The organism is Rikenella microfusus DSM 15922 (assembly GCF_000427365.1).
Lineage (GTDB): Bacteria > Bacteroidota > Bacteroidia > Bacteroidales > Rikenellaceae > Rikenella > Rikenella microfusus.
The window spans coordinates 258,998-273,597 of the sequence record NZ_KE386488.1; the positions used below are offsets into that span (position 1 = coordinate 258,998).

At 61.9% G+C, this 14,600-nt stretch carries 7 protein-coding genes; 5 read left to right on the forward strand and 2 right to left on the reverse strand.

All coding sequences use genetic code 11. The features are described from left to right. Positions 1-40: 40 nt before the first annotated feature. Entirely contained in the window at positions 41-1,042 is a 1,002-nt protein-coding gene (locus tag RIKMI_RS0101980; protein ID WP_027290255.1) for a 6-bladed beta-propeller, read from the forward strand. Between the two features lie 13 nt (positions 1,043-1,055). Further along, a complete protein-coding gene (locus RIKMI_RS0101985; RefSeq protein WP_027290256.1) occupies positions 1,056-1,598 on the forward strand; it encodes a hypothetical protein in 543 nt (180 codons plus the stop codon). 218 nt (positions 1,599-1,816) lie between these two features. Here the strand turns inward: RIKMI_RS0101985 and RIKMI_RS12690 are convergent, their stop codons facing one another. After that, positions 1,817-3,436 carry a sulfatase gene (locus tag RIKMI_RS12690; RefSeq protein ID WP_051214238.1) on the reverse strand — a complete coding sequence of 540 codons (1,620 nt, stop codon included), beginning with the start codon at positions 3,434-3,436 and terminating at the stop codon, positions 1,817-1,819. A 339-nt stretch (positions 3,437-3,775) separates the two neighbouring features. Further along, the gene (locus RIKMI_RS0101995) at positions 3,776-6,349 is read right to left on the reverse strand and encodes an endonuclease MutS2 (RefSeq protein WP_027290257.1); all 2,574 of its coding nucleotides are present in this window, start codon (positions 6,347-6,349) and stop codon (positions 3,776-3,778) included. Between the two features lie 194 nt (positions 6,350-6,543). Here RIKMI_RS0101995 and RIKMI_RS12695 point away from each other — a divergent pair, with 194 nt between their 5' ends. From RIKMI_RS12695 to RIKMI_RS0102015, 3 genes are all read left to right on the forward strand, one after another. Further along, positions 6,544-7,992, forward strand: coding sequence for a DNA recombination protein RmuC (locus tag RIKMI_RS12695; RefSeq protein WP_051214240.1), 1,449 nt, complete (start codon positions 6,544-6,546; stop codon positions 7,990-7,992). A 601-nt stretch (positions 7,993-8,593) separates the two neighbouring features. Continuing rightward, the gene (locus tag RIKMI_RS0102010; protein WP_051214242.1) at positions 8,594-9,487 is read left to right on the forward strand and encodes an endonuclease/exonuclease/phosphatase family protein; all 894 of its coding nucleotides are present in this window, start codon (positions 8,594-8,596) and stop codon (positions 9,485-9,487) included. Between the two features lie 205 nt (positions 9,488-9,692). Next, complete coding sequence (locus RIKMI_RS0102015; RefSeq protein ID WP_027290260.1) at positions 9,693-14,459, forward strand: translocation/assembly module TamB domain-containing protein; 4,767 nt, start codon at positions 9,693-9,695, stop codon at positions 14,457-14,459. The last annotated feature ends 141 nt before the right edge of the window (positions 14,460-14,600 follow it).

The following is a 14,600-nucleotide window of genomic DNA, read 5'->3' on the forward strand; positions in this document are numbered from 1 at the left end:
GTTTTGCTGCGAACGGGAGCATAATTTTTCAGATACGATTATGAAATTGAATCTTTACCTCGCAATAATCGCCCTGTCGGGTCTGACGGCATGTTCCCAGGCTCCGAAAACGCAGATCGAATATGTCGAACTGTTTTCGGACAAAACGATGCAACAACTCTCCGACTCCTCGTTTTTCAACCATGTTGCTTGTATCAGCGAGTACGAAGGGGATATCTATATGTCCGACCAGAAACGGTGCCAGATATTCCGGCTGGATTCCAACCTGAACCTGCTAAGGACGATCGGCATGGAGGGACACGGGCCCCAGGACTTCGGCTATATCGAAAATTTCGTCATCCACCAGGATACGATTTTCGTCGGCGACGTGACCAAAATGCGTATTCTGCGCTTTTCCACCGACGGGCAATTCTGCGGAGCGGAAAATCCGGACGAAAAAATCCCCCTCAACTACCGCTTTACCATGGATGATAACCATATTTACTACACACGTAACGAGGGGATACCTGATAAATCCATGGTGGACTATTGTCGCGATTCGACTGCAAATAAACTCCGGAGATTCGGGCAGGCCACTGATTTCGGGCATCCGCACAAAACCAAACGCCAAAACGCGCGTCATGTTCATTTATATAACAATACTTTGGTAACTGTGCCGACTTCTATTCCCGTCATCGAAATTTACGATTTAAAAGGCAATACGCTTCGATCTGCGGACATTGCCGGAATCCCGATCGTAAAGGATATGTATTATAAAATGACGAATGATCGTAGGATAGCTGAATCTCCGAATATGGCTTATCAAATATTTCTCGACTCGTATGTATATCGCGACCGCTTGTATATCCTCTCAAGCGTTTACAATAACGAAAGGCTCGACCATTCTTCTCTGCTCGAATTCGACCTTTCGAACGGCGGAGCCGAATGGGTGCGCCAGTATGACTTCCCTGATTTCGTGCAAAGATTCTGTATTACGGACGATTATATCTATGGATTCGTTCCCCAAAGCTCCTCGATCAAACGCTACCCCCTGCCCGCTTAAACGAGACACGACCATGCGCAAGATATATCCGGTACTCGCCGCCTTTCTGCTGGCGGCCTGCGGTAATCTTTCTACGAGCACGCCGAAATCTTCGCCGGAGGCCGAAGCCGCCCGCCGCGCCGATTCGGCATACGCGCAATACGAGACGATGATCCGCGACTTTCTGGTCGGGAAACGGGTCGCTTCGCTGGCTGCGCTCGTCGCCCCGGATACCCTGCCGCACGGTCCGAGCGTGCTCCTGATCTACCACGGCATGGACTGCGGCAGCTGTCTGGACGCGGGTTTCGCATCGTTACTGCGATTGCGCGGCGCAGGTATGCCCTGCACGGTGGCGGCCGCGGATGCGAATCCGTCGGTAGCGCAGGAACGTTACCGTTACCGCGATTATATCTACACCGACCGCAACGATCTGCTGCGGCGGGAGTTGAGATACGTCAGCACTCCGATTCTGCTGTTGCTGGACGACTCGCTGCGGATCGTCGATATCTACAAACCCGCATCCGGGACGGAAGCCGCCGCCGGACGATTCGAGAAAGCCTCTTCTTCCCTTCGCTGACAGGGCTGTCGGCGGCGCTGCCGGGTGAAAATATCGCCGCGAACGCAGCATCGGCCGCACGACCGGCGATAGTTTCCCGTCCCGTTCTGCCGCCCCGGATGCGAAGCCGGCCATCCCGCACGGACGGCGCCGGCTAAAATCGCAGCGCCGGTTTCGCGTTAGCGGTCGAGCGGCGGATTTCCCGTACGAACGGCCGGGAAGCGGTTCGGCCCCGGCCGCTAAAAATGAATGCCATCGCCTTTGCCCGACTTTTCGCGGCGCGGCACGCGGTACGGCGAACCGTCCGGCCAGCGGCACCAGCGGCCCGTGGTTTTGACACGGGGTACCTGGGCGTCCATCCGCTTCAACTCGTCGGTCAGTTTTTTCGCCATCCGTTCGCGCCGTTTGTCCTGAGTCGGATTCGCCCCGTGGTCGATCTTCTCGAAAATGTCCTCCCGCAGGTTGAAAAGCATCGTCCGCCCCGTATCGTAATAATAGATGAGTTTCCAGTCGCCCTGCCGGATCGCGCTGTACGGCCCGATACCGTCTCCCGCGGCGTCCCACATGTTCGGAAAATGCCAGACGAGCGGCCGTTTGCGCCTGATCGCCGCATCGCCCCCGATAAGTGGTACGAGACTTTGCCCGTCGATCCGCTGTACGGTGCGGACTTTCTCCGTTCCGGCGATTTCCAGCAGGGTCGGGAACAGGTCGTAGATGGCGACCGGTACCGTGCAATGCGTATGGGCATCCGCCACGGTCGGCCATTCGACCATCATCGGGACTCGAATGCCCCCTTCCAGCGGAGAACCCTTGCCGCTGCGCAGCGGCCGGTTCTGGGTCCCCGGTCTGCCGCTCCGTCCCCAGGCCGCGAGGCCGCCGTTGTCCGAGAGGAAGATCACGACCGTGTTTCGGTCGATGCCTTTCGCCCGGAGGTAATCCCTCAGATCGCCCAGACTCTTGTCCATTCCCTCCACGAGCGCGGCGTAGGCCGCCTCGGTCGGGTCGAGTCCCCGCTCGATGTAAGCGGGGTAGTAACGCATGTCCCGGTCGAAGGGCACATGCACGGCGTAATGGCTCATATAGAGGAAAAACGGCCGGTCCAGCATCAGGGCCGTGTCGATCTGTTTTTTCGCCTCGCGCGTCAGCGCTTCGGTAGCGAAGATGTCTTCGCCCCAGTAGGCTTCCAGATCCGGTATCGCGTTGAGCGGCTGCTCTTCCCAGCCAGGTATGTTGCCGAAGTTCTTTTCGCCCAGATACGATGCCGGGCTGCCTGCCGCATGGCCCGCAATGTTGACGTCGAATCCCAGGGTCAGCGGGTCGGCCGCAGGGGTGCCGAGCGCTCCGAAATGGGCTTTCCCGACGAGCGAAGTGCGGTATCCGGCCCTGCGCAGCAATTCGGGCAGCGGAGTCGCGCAGGTGGTTCCGGGCACGCCCGGCTGCGCGGCGATGCCGTTCACGCTCCAGGCCGGCCACTCCAGTACGGGGTTTTCCGGGTCGGGGCCTTCGTCCTTGCGGAGCGTCCAGTTGGTGACGCGGTGGGCGGCCGGATTCATGCCGGTCAGCAGGCTCACCCGCGAGGGGGAACTGACTGAGGCGGCGTACGCGTCGGTGAATTTGACGGCGCGGCGGGCCATCCGTTCCATATTGGGCGTGCGGTAGGTTCGGTTCAGCGGCGTGGTGTCTTTCCAGAAAGGTTCCGAGGTGTCCTGCCAGCCCATGTCGTCCACCAGAAAAAGGAGGATATTGGGGCGTTCGCCCTGCCGGGGAGCGGGCGTTCCTGCCGTACGGTTTTTGCCGGCGGCGGGCTGGGCGAGGAGTGCGGCGGCGCCGAAAGTTGTCAGAAGCAAACGATGATTCATCTCCGTGGTTTTAGCTGAAATCCGGAGCAAGTTACGAATTCCGGTTTACAATCCGGGTACAAAAACAGGGCCGCTGCCGGACGGCTTCGCGGCGTCGCCTATCGTCCGGGACAGGCCTCCGGCTGAAAAAAAGAAGGCGACTATATACGACTTTACACAAACCCCGTTTCGGCTCTGCGCCGGACAGCATGAGGCGGTGCAAACCCGGGCAAAAGACCCGGAGGGTCCGGTGCGAGCCGAAAAATCATGCCGTGTAAAATAGTATATAATTACCAAAAAGAATCCTGTAAAAATACATTGTCGAGCCGTATCCCGCCCGGCAATCCGCCGAAGAGCCGTTCAGACATCCAGTTTCACGACGGTGATCCCCGCCCCGCCGAACTCCTCGTGTTCGTCCGCGGCCGACAATACCAGCGGCACCGTTTTCAGATAGCGCCTCACCTCCTCTTTCAACGCCCCTGTGCCCTTGCCGTGCAGGATCGTGACCTGCGGGAAACCGAGTACGATCGCTTCGTCTACGAACGACTGCACCTCCTGCAACGCCTCCGCCGCACGCATACCCCGGATATCCAGCTGCTGTCTGAAATTGAGCCGCCGTTTCGACGTATCGTAACTTTCGGCCCCGGCCGAGCCGCCCCCCGAACCGAACGCCCCGAACGAATCGCTTCCCGCAGCCGCGCCGTTCCGGCGGATCTTCCTGAACTCCGCATGCGGCACGATTTCCAGCCGCGCCTTGTCCACCACCGTCGTCACATGGCCGAACGCCACCGTCGCCTTGTTCGTCCCCTGCAAGGCCAGCACCTCTCCGACGGCCTGCTGGCCCTTGAGCCGGACGTGGAAACCCGGTTCGATTTCACGCGGTTTTTCCAGCTTTTTAGACACCGCATCTCCCTGCTGGTCCGCCTCTTCCGAGGCTCGTTGCGCTTTGCGCTCCTTGCGCCGCGCTTCGCGCTCCCGCAGCTGCCGCATCTTGCGCTCGATCGCATCCTCTCTTTCCGACAGGGAGACCGTCTCGCTCCCGGCGATCAGGCGGCGGAACTCGTCGAAATCGGTACGCGCAGTCCGCGTGCGCTCTTTTTCGGCCTGAGACTCTCGGATCTCGCGAATCGTGTTCTCGATTTTACGGTTCGCTTCGGCCAGCAGCTTTTCCGCCTCGGCCCGCGCTTCGGCCAGTATTTTCGTCTTTTCGGCCTGTATCTGGGATAACTGCCATTCATACTGCGCCGCCGTGCGGTCGATGTTCTTTTCGGCCAGCCGGATGCGTTCCCGTTTCGACTCCCAGTACCGTTTGTCGCGGGCCGCTTCGCGGATGTGTTTTTCCGCATTGGCCTGCGCCGAGCCGATTTTCTCCTCCGCCGAACGGATGATCGCTTCGGGCAGCCCGATTTTCCGCGCGATTTCGAACGCGAACGAACTGCCGGGCCGCCCCATCTCCAGCCGGAACAACGGACGGATATTTTGCAGGTCGAACGCCATCGCGCCGTTTTCGATCCCCTGCGCCCCCGCCGCGTAGTATTTCAGGTTCGCATAGTGGGTCGTAATCACGCCCCGCACGTGCCGTTCTTCGAGCTGTTGCAGCACCGCTTCCGCGATGGCCCCGCCGGTGCCGGGTTCGGTGCCGGAACCGAACTCGTCGATCAGCACCAGCGACCGGTCGTCGGCATGCCGCAGGATCGTTTTCATGTTGATCAGATGCGACGAATAGGTCGAAAGATCGTTGTCCAGCGACTGCTGGTCGCCGATGTCGATAAACAGGCTGTCGAAAATCCCCATCCGCGAGTCGCCGTCGGCCGGCACCAGCCAGCCGCATTGCAGCATGTATTGCAACAGGCCCGCCGTCTTGAGGCAGACCGATTTCCCGCCGGCGTTCGGCCCCGAAATCAGGAGGATATATTTCTCCGGGGTCAGGGCCAGGTCGAGCGGTACGATCGGTTTGCCCTCCTTCTTCAACGCTTTTTCGAGCAACGGATGCCGGGCCTGCCGCAGGCGCATCTGCGGGCCGTCGGCCAGCTCCGGCAGCACGGCGTCCATGCCCAGCGCGTAACGCGCCTTGGCCTGGATGAAATCCATCCGCACTAAGTATTCGCCCGCAGCCAGCAGCAGCGGCAGCTCCGGGCGGAGCAGGTCGGCGAAAGCGGTAAGTATCCGGACGATTTCGCGCCGCTCTTCGTTCTCCAGCTCCCGCAGCTCGTTGTTCAGCTCCACCACTTCGATCGGCTCGATATAGGCCGTGCGCCCCGTCGCCGATTCGTCGTGCACCAGCCCTTTGATCTTACGCTTATTGACCGCCGCCACGGGGATCACCGTGCGTCCGTCGCGCACCGATATTTCGCTGTCCGGATCGACCAGCCCGGCCGCCTGAGCCTGCCGCAGGATCGCCTGGAGGCGTTTGTCCACCTGTCCCGCCTTTTCGCGCAGCGTCCGGCGGATTTGCGCCAGCTCCGCCGAGGCGTTGTCGCGCACCGTTCCCGTATCGGGGTCGAGGATACGCGCGATTTCGCGCCGCACGGCCGAAAAATCCTCCACCGGTTCGGTCAATGCTCCGAGCAGGGGATACGGGTCGTTCCCCTCCGCGCGTTTGCCCCGGAAAAAAGCGGTCAGCCCCGCCAGCAGTTCGAGCGCTTTCGCCAGGTCGGTCATCTGGGCCGGCTCCAGATAGGTGCCTTCGATGCGTATCTTGCGCAGGAATCGGTTCATATCGGTATATCCGCTGCCCGGATAGTCGCTTTCGAGCATCAGGACGTCCCGCATTTCGGCGGTTTCGCCCAGCGTCCGGGCCAGCGCGGTACGGTCGGAGGTGAAGGCCGCTTCGCGCACCAGTCGCTGCGCGGCTTCGGTTCCGCACAAAAGCGAAACGGCGTCCCGGATCTTGTCGAATCCGATCCGCTGCTCAAAATCTTTCGGATAAATCATCATTTCAGGTCCATATTTCCAATCGCCGCCAATCGGTACAAAAATAGCACCTTCGGCTGAAATATCGCATGCGGACGGGGGCCGTGCGCGCTTGCCATTGCGATTATAATCGTACTTTTGCAGACGAAGCCCGCCAGAATGCCGCCGGACGGCGGACGGCCCGGATACGGCTTACCTGAAAACGACAGCCCCGTATGGATATCATAGCGATTACGACGATCGTCTCTTTGGCGGCCATAGCCGCCGCCCTCTTTGCCAGACTGCGGTCGGAACAGGCCGCCGCCCGGCGCACCGCTCAGGAGAACGAACGCCTGCTGAGCGAGAAAGAACAATGCCGGGAGGCCTTGCAGGAGGCCCGGACCCGGTCGGCGGAACAGCAGGCCGCCGCCGACCGTACCCTCGCCGCAGCGCAAACCGAAGCCGCCCGGCAGCTGGCCGAGACCCGCGCCGAAGCCGACAAACGGTTAGCCGAAGCCCGCGCCGAAATCCGCATCTGGTCGGAACGGTTCGAAACCCAGACCGCCGAACGCGGAAAACTCGAAAAACAGTTTACGGATTATTTCCAAAACCTTGCGAACGACATTCTGGAAGACAAAACCAAACGTTTCACCGAAACCAACCGGCAAAACATCGGCGACCTGCTCCGCCCCCTCGGCGAGAATCTCGAAAAATTCCGCCAGCGCATCGAACAGGAAGCCGCCGAGCGCAAAGTGCTGGAAGCCGAAATCCGGCGGCTGCACGAAACGAGCAACCAGGTGAGCCGCGAGGCCAACAACCTGGCCGCCGCCCTGCGCGGCAACAGCAAGGCGCAGGGCGACTGGGGCGAAATGATCCTCGAAACCCTGCTCGAAAGTTCCGGCCTGCAAAAAGGGATCCACTTCCGCGTGCAGGAAGACTTCCGCACCGAGGAGGGCGCCCACGTGCGCCCCGACGTGGTGCTCCTGCTGCCCGGCGACAAACAGATGGTCATCGACTCGAAGGTATCGCTGACGGCCTACGCCGCCTACGCGGAAGCGGACGGCGCCGACGGGATCGCCCGCAAGGCGGCCCTCGCGGCCCATGTGGCCTCGGTGCGCAAACACATCGACGAACTGGCCGGGAAAAGCTACCAGAAACTGACCTCCGCCTCGCCCGATTTCGTCATCATGTTCGTGCCCAACGAGCCGGCTTTCCTCGTGGCGCTGCAAAGCGATCCGAAACTGTGGGACGACGCCTACCGCCGGAAGGTGATCCTGAGCAGTCCTACCAACCTGTTCGCGATCCTCAAGATCGTGGACGACCTCTGGCGGCGCGACAGCCAGGACCGTTATGCGCTGGAGATCGCGCGGCAGGGCGGCGCCCTGTACGACAAATTCGTCGGGTTCGCCGAAAACTTCCTCGCCGTGGGCGACGCTCTGGGCCGCACCGACAAAGCCTACCGCGCCGCGCTCGGGCAGCTCCGCGAAGGAAACGGCAACCTCGTGCGACGGGCCGAATCGCTGCGCAAGCTGGGTGTCAAGGCGGCCAAGAAGATGCCGGCCGCGCTGGCGCCGCTGGACGACGAAGAGACGGCGGAAGAAGCGGACGGCAACGTTCTTCCCGATTCGTCGTCTTCCGCCGGCGGAGAAACCGGGAATACCGACGAGACGGAACACGGACGATAACGGCCTGCGGCAAACCGCCTTCTGCCGCTCCCGTCCGCCCCGCAGCCCCGGCTCGCTGCCGCCCGTTCGGGTTGCGCTCTCCTTTTCGAGGACGAACGCAAAGTCGAAAAATACGATTGCGTAAACCGGACCGGATCATATATTTCGGTACCCGAACCTGTTCGGCAGTAATTTTCCGCTATCGGCACCGCGGCGCCGCTCGAATCGAATATGGCAAACCCGGGCAAAAGACCCGGAGGGTTCGGCGCAGGCCGAAAAACGCCGGTAAAAACGATCGGTATATCTATATAATCGGGTCGTAAAATTCTCCCTGCCCGCCCGGTACTGCGGCCTGCCCCCTCGGAAGCACGAGCGCGACACGTGTCGTCTGCGACGGAAAAACTTGGTACGGACGAAAATTTCAGTTATCTTTAAAGTTCGGTAACTTAGTACGGCTTCGCCCCCGAACCGGCAACAGTTCCGGACGGCCTCCCGAACCGGTCCCGACAGACAGCCCGGCCCGGCCTCGCAGAGACGGACACCGGCCGAACAGCATCGGGCCTTCCGGGGGCGGATACAGTTACCGGAATTTCGAACCGACTACTAACCAAAACCAACCGTTATGACAGGAAAATTTACCCCGGCCCGGATATTCGCGGCCGCAGCCGCTATGCTGGCATGTTTTACGGCCGTTTCGTGCGGGACAGCCCCCGCTGCGGACGGGACGGCCGACTCCTCGCAGCTGCGTGTGATGACTTTCAATATCCGCTATGCGAATCCGGACGACGGCCCCGATTACTGGGACAACCGCCGCGAAGCCGTCGTCCGCATGGTGAAAGAGATCAAACCCGGCGTTATGGGGATACAGGAAGGGTTGGCGCCCCAGGTGGCGTTCCTCGACTCAGCCCTGACCGGCTACTCGTACGTCGGCGTGGGCCGCGACGACGGCAGGCAGGCGGGCGAATACGCGGCCGTGTTCTACGACGACTCGTTGTACGCCCCGGTAGCCGACGGCCACTTCTGGCTGAGCGAGACGCCCGACAGCGCGGCCCTCGGCTGGGATGCCGTGTGCATCCGTATCGCCACCTGGGTGAAATTACAGGAAAAGGCCACCGGACGCGAGTTTCTGGTGTTCAACACGCATTTCGACCATGTCGGAGTCGTGGCGCGGCAGCAAAGCGCGAAGTTGCTGCTGAACCGCGTACACGAATTCGGCGATTCGATCCCGACCGTCATTATGGGCGATTTCAACTTCCCGGTGACCGATTCGTCGCTGGCGCCGCTCATGAACGCCCCGACCTTCTGCGAGGTACGCGGATCGGCCCGGACCAGACCTCAGGGCGACTCGCTGCCCCAGGTAACCTACCGGGGTTTCGGGCACGGCGAACCGGGCGAACTGATCGACCACATTTTCTGCCAGAAATTCGTGCCGGAATCGTATGAAATCATCACGTCCGGTTACGGTGTGCCCTACCTGTCGGATCACATGCCGGTACTGGCGGTGCTGAAATACTGACCGCCGCACGATTCCGGGCAGCGGGCCGTCCCTTTTATCAGAAAGGGACGGCCCGCTGTCCGTTCTCTCCCGGCCGCCCCGATCCGTGCCCGCACAAGACACGTCGGCACAAGACAAGAACAGCCCCCACGCGGAGCCGTAAAAAAGTGGGAAAAAGAGAGCTGGCAGACAGACCTCCGGGAATTAGTGTTAAATTTGCAAGGCGTTGTCTGTCACGACCTGCGGGCAGAGAGACGGCGCAGACCAGATTTTCCTTTCCGTGATCCTCCGTATCGTCAAAAAAACCGTCCGCCTGCTCCTGACAGTGCTCTCCACCGCCGTGATCGCGGCGGTAGCGCTGCCGATCCTCGCCGGACTGCTGTTGCAGGTCGGAGTGATCCAGAACTATGCGGTCGGACAGCTCACGAAGTGGCTTTCCGAAAAGGGCGGCACCGCCATTTCGATCGACCGCGTGGATATCGGCTTCTTCAACCGGGCCGTCCTCGAAGGTATTTACGTACAGGACCCCTCCGTTCCGCAGGACACGCTGCTCTACGCCCGCCGGCTCAGCGTCGGGATCGACGGCATCAACTTCTTCAACGGAAACATCGCACTCGGGGCGGTATCGCTCTCCGACGGCGTGCTGCATATCGCTAAAGATTCGACCGGCGTCACCAACCTCAGACGCATCACCGAACGGTTTCGGGCGAAAAAGCCCCGCAAAATCAACCTGCGCCTCTCGGCGCGGGAGCTGGACCTCGTCGGCATGCGTTTCACCTTCCGGCAATTCGACCCGCCCGCGCGGGAACACGGCGTCGATTTCCGAGACCTCGACCTGCGGCAAATCCATTTCCAGGCCCGCGGAATCGCCGTGCGGAACGATTCGGTCGCCTGTCGTATCGAACACCTGACTTTCCGGGAAAAAAGCGGCTTCCATCTGCAACATCTGGCTACGGAGAAAGCGGCCATAAGCGGCACGGGGCTGCGCTTCGCGGAACTGCGGATCGAGTCCGCCCTGTCGATGCTCCAGTTCGACCGGCTGGAACTGCTCAGCGACGACTGGTCGGCCTGGCGCGACTTCACGCACCGCGTGCGGATAGACGCAGCCCTCGGCCCCTCGTCGCTGGCCTACCGTACCGTCGCGGCCTTCTCGCGCCGGCCCGCTGCGATCCGGACGGCCGTCGGGTTCGAAGGCGCGACGGTCGAAGGGCCGGTGGCCGCCCTCAAAGGAAAGATCCGGAACGCCCGCTGGGGCGGTACCCTGCTGGATGCCGACTTCGACATCTCCGGGCTGCCGGACGCGAGCCAGGCCTGGTTCCGGATGAAACTCGGACGGCTCGAAACCGATGCGCAGGACATCCTGACGACCTATACCGACCTTTCGGGCGGCAAATCGCTCGAAAACCTGCGCCCGATGCTGGAACGGGCCGGGCGGATCGGTTTTTCGGGGACGTTCGACGGCCTGCTGCGGGATTTCACGGCTACCGGACGCCTGACCACCGACCAGGGAGCCGTGGACGGCCGTCTGCAATTCATGCCGGCGGCACGGCGCGGCGCCATCCGCTTCCTCGGCCGCGTGGAGACGGAAGGATTCGGCCTCGGCGCCCTGCTGGGCACCTCCGGCGTGGGAAGCGTCTCGCTGGTCGCCGGCGTGGACGCAGTGGCGGCGCCCGGCGAACTGGCCCTGACCACCGACGCCGAAATCAGGCAACTGCAATTCAGGGAATACGATTACAACGGCATCCGGATGAACGGCCGTTTCGCCGGCCGGACGTTCGACGGACGTATCAGCTCGTCCGACCCGAACCTGGACTTCACGACCGAAGGGCGGTTCGACCTGAGCGGGAAAGTTCCCGCCTACGATTTCGAGATGGATCTGCGGCGGGCCGACCTCGCGGCGCTCCGGCTGAACCGCCGGGACACGGTTTCCCGGCTGGCCATGCGTTTCAGGGCGCACGCCGCAGGCACGACTCTCGACGACATCGACGGTTCGGCCACGATCGACAGCCTGAGCTACGTAAACCACATCGACACGGTACGTACCGGCACGATCCGTTTCGAAGCCCGCAATACGGAGCGCAGCAAACGGCTGACGATGCGGTCGGACTTCGCCGACGCGGAGCTGAGAGGAAGCGACAGTTACAGCAATATCTTCCGCTTCTTCGGCCAGTCCCTGAAACGCTACCTGCCCTCCATGCCCTCGGCCGGCGCCGACGGGGACGCGCCGCAGGCACAGGCACGCGCCTCGGCGCGAGAAGCGCCGGACTCGGCGGGGACGGTCTCCGGCAACAGCTACTACCTGGTGAAAGTGGACGTGAAAGAGGCGAACAACGTGGCCGCGATCTTCGTGCCGGGATTGGAGATCGCTCAGGGTTCGTCGCTCGCTTTCCTGTTCAACCCCTATCTGAACGACTTCAGTCTGAGCGCGAAATCGGATTATATCCTGCGGCGGAACTTCTACGCGGGCGGCCTGATGGTGGAGTGCCGCAACCAGGGCGACTCGGTGTCGATCTACGCTTCGGCCGAACAGTTCGGAATCGGGACGGCCGATCTGCCGAACCTGTCGGTGGTCGGGGGTATCCGCGACAACCGGATTTCGCTGGCGACGCGGTTCCACAACCCGGAGAACGGGTCGAACGCGCTGGTGAGCACCACCACGACTTTCGTCCGTCCGGCGGAAGGGCCGCCGCAAATGGACGTGGCGCTGAATCCCACGACCTTTTCGGTCGGCGGGCAACTATGGTATATCGCGCCGAGCCATGTGGTGCTGGATTCGCTGGGGATCGACTTCCGCCGTTTCCGGCTTCGGGGCGAGGGGCAGGAGCTGGCCGTGGACGGCCGCGCCTCGGCTTCGGAGAGCGACACGCTGCGGGTCAGGATGCGGAATTTCGATATGTCGCCGCTGACGCAGCTGGTGGCGCGGCAGGGATACCGCATCGCCGGGCGCATGGGCGGCGAGGCGACGTTGGTGGCGCCGTTCGGCGCCTTGCAGTTCGGGGCCGACCTGCGGATGGATTCGCTGGCCCTGAACGACTATGCGCTGGGCGCCGTCGGATTCCGCAGCGCATGGGACAGGCCCCGCCGGTGGGTGCGTTTCGAGGCCTCCACGCCGCAGGGAGAAACGCCCGTGCGGGGCGTTTACGACAGCGGCGGGAAACGCTACCGCGTCGATTTCGATTTCCCGCGTTTCGACATGTGCCTGTTGGAACCGCTGCTGCAAGGAGTATTGGAAAAGACAACGGGTACGGCACGCACGAAACTGGTGATGACGGGCGGCCCCGAAGGGGGGCCGGTACTGAACGGAACGATCGACGTGGAGCGGTACGAGGCCACGGTAGCTTATACGCGGGCCCGTTACCGGCTGGCCGGCCCGGTAACGGTAACCGGCAACCGGTTCGAATTGCCTCCGGTGCCGCTTTCGGACGGAGACGGCGGGGCGGGGACGATCTCGGCCTGGTTCGACAGCCGGTATTTCAGGCACCTGCGGTTCGGCGTGAAGGCGGATTTCCGGGATTTTCTGTGCCTGAACACGACGGAGGCGGACAATCCGGACTTTTACGGGAAAATGTACGGTACGGGGACTTTCTCGGTGACGGGGGACGACAGCAAGACGATGCTGGACGTGCGGGCGGAAACGGCTAAAAGCTCGACTTTCGTACTGCCGCTGTCGGATGTCTCGACGATTTCGGAAGCGGATTTCATCTCGTTCGTGCAGCCGCGGGAACGACAGCGGCCGGCCGACCGCGTGCAGTCGTTCCGTCAGCAGCTGCGCCAGGCACGCCGCCAGCGGGCCAAAAGCGAACTGAACGTGGACCTGAACCTGTCGGTACTGCCCAATACCGAAGGGCAGATCGTAATGGACCCTCGGCTGGGCGATGCGATCAAAGGACGCGGAAACGGCCGTTTCCGGATGAATATCGTGCCCGACCGCGACATTTTCACGATGGACGGCCAGTTCGACATTTCGGAGGGGACGTACCTGTTCACGCTGTACGGGGTGCTGGCGAACAAATACTTCGTGATCCAGCCGGGCAGCTCGATCCAGTGGACGGGCGACCCGGCCGACCCGTTGGTGAATGTCGATGCGGCGTACCGCGTGCGGACGTCGCTCCGACCGCTGCTCGGCAACACCCAGGGGAACGGTACGGGAAACGGCAACGTGAACGTGAGTTGCGGCATCCACCTGACGGAGCACTTGTTCAACCCGACGGTACAGCTCTCCATCACGGCGCCGGGGGCCGATCCGGAGACGAAAAACCTGCTGCGCAACCTGCTGAACACGGAGGAATCGACGACGATGCAGTTCGCCTACCTGATGCTCTCGAACAGTTTCATGCCGGACGACCAGACCAACGCGATCGGCACGATGAGCGGTTCGCTGGCGGGGATCGCGGGCATGGAGTTCCTCTCGAACCAGATCAGCAACCTGATTTCGGGATCGAACTACAACATCCGGTTCGGTTACCGGCCGTCGAGCGAGCTGACCTCGGAAGAGGTGACTTTCGACGTGGGGGCGGACATCATCGCGAACAAACTGTCTGTCGAAGTGGGGGGTAATTACGATGTGGGCCAGAAAGGAGCTTACACGACCACGAACAACCCCCTCTCGGTGGACGGTTACGTAACGTGGGTGCTGAACAAATCGGGTTCGCTGAAGGTCAAGGGTTTCACGCGCACGATCGACCGTTTCGACGAATCGCAGGGGTTGCAGGACAACGGGGTGGGGGTCTATTACCGGCAGGAGTTCCAGAGCTGGAAAGACCTGAAGGAACGTTACCGCCGCTGGCGCGAGGCGGCGCGGCTGAGACGGGCGGTGCGTCAGGAAAAACGTTTCGAGAGACGGCAGCTGAAAAAGGCGGGCGCTTTCGTGCCGGAGCGTGAAACCGTACCTGTCCTGCCTGCGGACGCAGCGGTTCCGGAAAAGGCAGGTACGCCGCAGCGGGAGGAAGGTGCCGCACAGTCGGACGGCAAGGATGTTCCCCGTCGGGAATAAACGGGTTTCCGGCAGGCGCTGTCGCCCCGCTCCGGGACTGAATCTCTTTCGAATGTCGCGGACGATCGTCCCGCGCAGGATCTGTTTCCGCCCGGTTATGCACCGCCGTACCGAATGCGTTCCGAATCGCGAACCCGGATT

Coding starts and splice junctions, on each gene's coding strand:
- RIKMI_RS0101985 (WP_027290256.1), top strand. CDS start 1,056: ATGCGCAAGATATATCCGGTACTCGCCGCCTTTCTGCTGGCGGCCTGC.
- RIKMI_RS0102010 (WP_051214242.1), top strand. CDS start 8,594: ATGACAGGAAAATTTACCCCGGCCCGGATATTCGCGGCCGCAGCCGCT.
- RIKMI_RS12695 (WP_051214240.1), top strand. CDS start 6,544: ATGGATATCATAGCGATTACGACGATCGTCTCTTTGGCGGCCATAGCC.
- RIKMI_RS0101995 (WP_027290257.1), bottom strand. CDS start 6,349: ATGATTTATCCGAAAGATTTTGAGCAGCGGATCGGATTCGACAAGATC.
- RIKMI_RS0101980 (WP_027290255.1), top strand. CDS start 41: ATGAAATTGAATCTTTACCTCGCAATAATCGCCCTGTCGGGTCTGACG.
- RIKMI_RS12690 (WP_051214238.1), bottom strand. CDS start 3,436: ATGAATCATCGTTTGCTTCTGACAACTTTCGGCGCCGCCGCACTCCTC.